General features: G+C 46.1%; 2 protein-coding genes and 1 tRNA gene. All 3 read left to right on the forward strand.

From position 1 onward, the window contains the following. Window positions 1-53 precede the first annotated feature (53 nt). The 3 genes from tgt to A5295_RS05845 all read left to right on the forward strand — a co-directional run bounded on the left by tgt (window position 54) and on the right by A5295_RS05845 (window position 2,454). Window positions 54-1,379 (forward strand): tRNA guanosine(34) transglycosylase Tgt, encoded by a 1,326-nt coding sequence (tgt, locus tag A5295_RS05835; protein WP_004109431.1) that lies wholly within the window; start codon window positions 54-56, stop codon window positions 1,377-1,379. A gap of 75 nt (window positions 1,380-1,454) precedes the next feature. Next, window positions 1,455-1,537, forward strand: a tRNA-Leu gene (locus tag A5295_RS05840). 146 nt (window positions 1,538-1,683) lie between these two features. Beyond that, window positions 1,684-2,454 (forward strand): alpha/beta hydrolase, encoded by a 771-nt coding sequence (locus A5295_RS05845; protein ID WP_004109429.1) that lies wholly within the window; start codon window positions 1,684-1,686, stop codon window positions 2,452-2,454. Window positions 2,455-2,473: the final 19 nt, after the last annotated feature.

Here is a 2,473-nt window from a genome sequence, read left to right on the forward strand (position 1 = left end):
GGATATTGTCACAGAAAAATATAAATTGTGTGTGTTTTTTATTTATACTCGTCATGCCTTCTAATAAAGTAAATGCTATGACAAGTCTTCTTGAACATCCACGCGGAGCTGAGCCTGGGAAGCCTGGTGACCGCAAAGAATTTTCGTTTACAACTAAAACGCGACTTTCCAATACTGCTGAAGGTAAAGGTCGTGACGGTGCTCGCTATGGGCGCACCGGCGTAATTCACACGCCTCACGGAGATATTCAGACCCCAGCATTTGTACCTGTTGCAACGCAAGCTGCAATGAAGGCAGTGTTGCCAGAAAGCATTAAGGATTTGGGCGCTCAGTGCATGCTTTCAAACGCTTTTCATTTGTACGAACGTCCTGGCGCGGATGTTCTTGACGAAGCTGGCGGATTGGGAAAGTTTATGAACTGGGATAAGCCAACCTTTACGGATTCTGGCGGTTTTCAGGTTCTTTCTTTGGGTGCTGGTTTTAAGAAGACCCTTGCAATGGACGTTACTGGCATGAAGTCGGATGATGTTATTGCAGCCGGTAAGGAGCGTATGGCTTTTGTTGACGAGGATGGCGTAACTTTTAAGTCTCCTCTTAACGGAGCTAAGCACCGTTTTAGTGCTGAAATTTCTATGGGAATCCAGCATAAGCTGGGCGCGGATATTATGTTTTCTTTCGACGAGCTTACTACTTTGATGAATACTCGCCGATATCAAGAGGAATCTGTAGAGCGCACTTTCCGCTGGGCAAAGCGTTGTGTTGCAGAGCATCAGCGTTTAACCGAGGAGCGTGTAGGCAAGCCGTATCAAGCATTGTATGGCGTTGTGCAGGGTGCTAATTATGAGGATTTGCGTAGGCATGCGGCCGAGCAGATTGCTTCTTTAGATTTTGATGGCGTAGGCATTGGTGGCGCTATTGAGAAGCGAATTATTGGTGATACTTGCGCTTGGATTTGCGATGCTATGCCGGAAAATCGCCCACGCCACGTGCTTGGTATTGCAGCCGTGGATGATATTTTTGCTTGCGTTGAAAACGGCGGAGATACTTTCGACTGCGTGGCTCCAGCTCGCTGCGGAAGAAACGGAGCAATTTTTACTCGTCATGGTCGCTACAACGTAAAACGTGCAGAGTTTAAGCATGATCAGCGTCCGCTTGAAGAAGGCTGCGATTGCTACACTTGCACGCATTATTCCAGAATGTATGTGGATCATTTGTTGCGCGCTAGTGAAATGAATGGATTTACGCTTGCAACCATTCATAATGAGCGTTTCTTTGTGAAGCTGCTCGACGATATTCGAGCTTCTATTGACGGCGGATATTTTGAAGAGTTCCGCGATGAGACTCTTGCACACTATTACGAAAACGGTTCTAAAGGCTGAGAGTAGTTTTGAGCGCAAAATGCTAGGTTAAATATTGCGAATTTATGTTAAATATGATAGCCTTGCACTTTGTATGCGAACGTGGCGGAATGGTAGACGCGCTGTCTTCAGGTGGCAGTGAGCGTATGCTCGTGCGGGTTCAAGTCCCGCCGTTCGCACTAGTTAAAAAGGCTGGAATTGCAAGGGCTTTGCCTCTTACTATTCTGGCCTTTTGTGCAAATATAAGGCAACTATATTGCAACTGCAATGCAAAAAAGTGCGAGTATTGTACAAACTTTTATTTATTACAAGCGACGGTGATGTAATGAACACTAACGATGAACTAAATATCAATAATGTAGGTGACAATTCTTACGATCCACATATTGGTCGCGAATCTCACGTTGTGCCGGGTCGTTTTGGTGAGCCTTTAAAAGTTATGAATGCACAGTATTCGCAAGGGAATGCTTCAGCTCATCCAACGCATCCGCTGCTTTTGCTCCTTCACGGTTGGGGTTCTAACGAGGAAGATTTATTGGATTTGTTGCGAGTAGTTGCACCATATAATGATGCAATCGCTTTACGTGCTCCACTTAAGCTGGCAGAAGGCGCTTACAGTTGGTTCCACGATGCTGTGCCGCAGCGAGAAGATTTAGATTACGATATGTATGCTGCTGCTGTAGCAATTGACGAATGGGTGCATGAAAATATTCCAGCGAATCGCGACATTGTGCCATTTGGTTTTTCGCAAGGCGCTGCGCTCGCGGTGCACGTTTTGCGTTTGAATCCTTCGCGCTACCGTGCGGCCGTTTCGCTTTCCGGGTTCATAGCGCCTAGTGTTCCTGCTTCCTCGGAAGAAATCGCATTACAAGATAACGATTTAGCTGAGCGTAATACTCCTGTATTTTTCGGCTACGGATTAGAGGATGGCGTGATTCCTCCTTACGAATTCTCGGCTGCTGCAGCGTGGCTTGAGGAGCACACTTGGCTTGAAGAACGTCGTTATCGCGGGTTGGATCACGCTGTTGATATGAACGAAATTGGCGATATTCGCAAGTGGTTCGTAACTCACGATATTTCTTCTGGGCTTATGTAAATTTACTTAGATTTATGTA

Source organism: Gardnerella sp. 26-12 (assembly GCF_001660745.1).
GTDB classification, from domain to species: Bacteria; Actinomycetota; Actinomycetes; order Actinomycetales; family Bifidobacteriaceae; genus Bifidobacterium; species Bifidobacterium swidsinskii.